Source organism: Vibrio sp. Vb0304, assembly GCF_033338995.1.
In the GTDB taxonomy this organism is placed as follows: domain Bacteria; phylum Pseudomonadota; class Gammaproteobacteria; order Enterobacterales; family Vibrionaceae; genus Vibrio; species Vibrio alginolyticus.
This window is the reverse complement of record NZ_JAWOTT010000330.1, coordinates 1-1,073: the sequence shown is the minus strand read 5'-3', so window position 1 is coordinate 1,073 and position 1,073 is coordinate 1. Positions and strand designations below refer to the sequence as shown.

Genomic DNA, 1,073 nt, shown 5'->3' with positions numbered 1-1,073 from the left:
GTTATCTCAAGCTTCATCGCAGCTTGGTAGCAAAAATCGATCAGCGACATGAGAACCAGCTTTTTGTCCGCAGTATGCTAGGTGCAGCGGCGAACAGCAAAACCAAAATCATAGCAGTGGGAATTGAGAATCAACAAGAGCTAAACACGCTTCTTGAATTAGGTGTGTACGGCGGACAAGGACGCTATTTTTCTGCAGAGCAGCAATATCTTCCTCGCCCACAAACAGCGCAACATTCTCAATCAGAATCCCAAGTTAAATTGGGAAGACGAAATCGCTGGCGGAAAAAATAAAGATAATAATCATGGAATTTAAAGCAGTATTCGACAAGCTGATGCGATCATCTGGTGGTGGTCGCTCTTGCTTTTTGGTTATTCAGCCAGACGCAGTTTATTTATCATCACCAGCTAAAAGTGGCCGTCCGTCTCAGTTTGAAATTTCTGAATCAAATTGGGAACGCGCTGTTGAGCAAGCGTTAAGCGTTGCCGCGAGCGCTTATGATTCTCTGACCGTAGTGCTGTCACACAACTACTATCAGATGTATCAAATCGACAAGCCAGCCATGCCACGCCAAGAGTGGTCGGTGGCGCTGCCGTTTTTACTCAAAGAGCTTATTTCTGAGCGTGCCATCGACATCATCGCTGATGCGGTAGAGCTACCAAACTCAAGTAAAGTGCAAGCTTATGTTTTATCAAGAAAGATGCTTGATAAAATTGTGCTACTGGCTAGTCGTGCTCAATTGCCGTTAGAAGCGATCATTCCGGAAGATGATGTTTGGGGTGATACCGCTGGTGAGCTTGGTAACTTTTTGTTGCTGCAACGCAGCGCGCGTGGGCATTTCCGCATCAGTGCTTTTGTTGAGCACACCATTGCATTCCATCGTTCGATTCGTAGCGTGACACCTCCTCTTACTGGCGTACCGTCAAGCGAGCTGCAGATGGACAGTTTGTCTCTGGAGCTGAACGTTCGATAGATTACCTCTCTGCTCAGCTTCGTCAGGTTCAGTTACACCAATTGAAAGTGTGCTGTGATGAAGAAGATGAGAACGAATTGGTTCAGTCGCTTAACTACCG

General features: G+C 46.4%; 1 protein-coding gene and 1 pseudogene. Both read left to right on the top strand.

Features of this window, described 5'->3' with window-relative positions:
• On the top strand, positions 1-293 hold a 293-nt coding region (locus R7P35_RS26015), incomplete at its 5' end, for an EAL domain-containing protein (protein WP_318093356.1).
• An 11-nt stretch (positions 294-304) separates the two neighbouring features.
• Positions 305-1,073: pseudogene (locus R7P35_RS26010) on the top strand (MSHA biogenesis protein MshI); the annotation flags it as partial.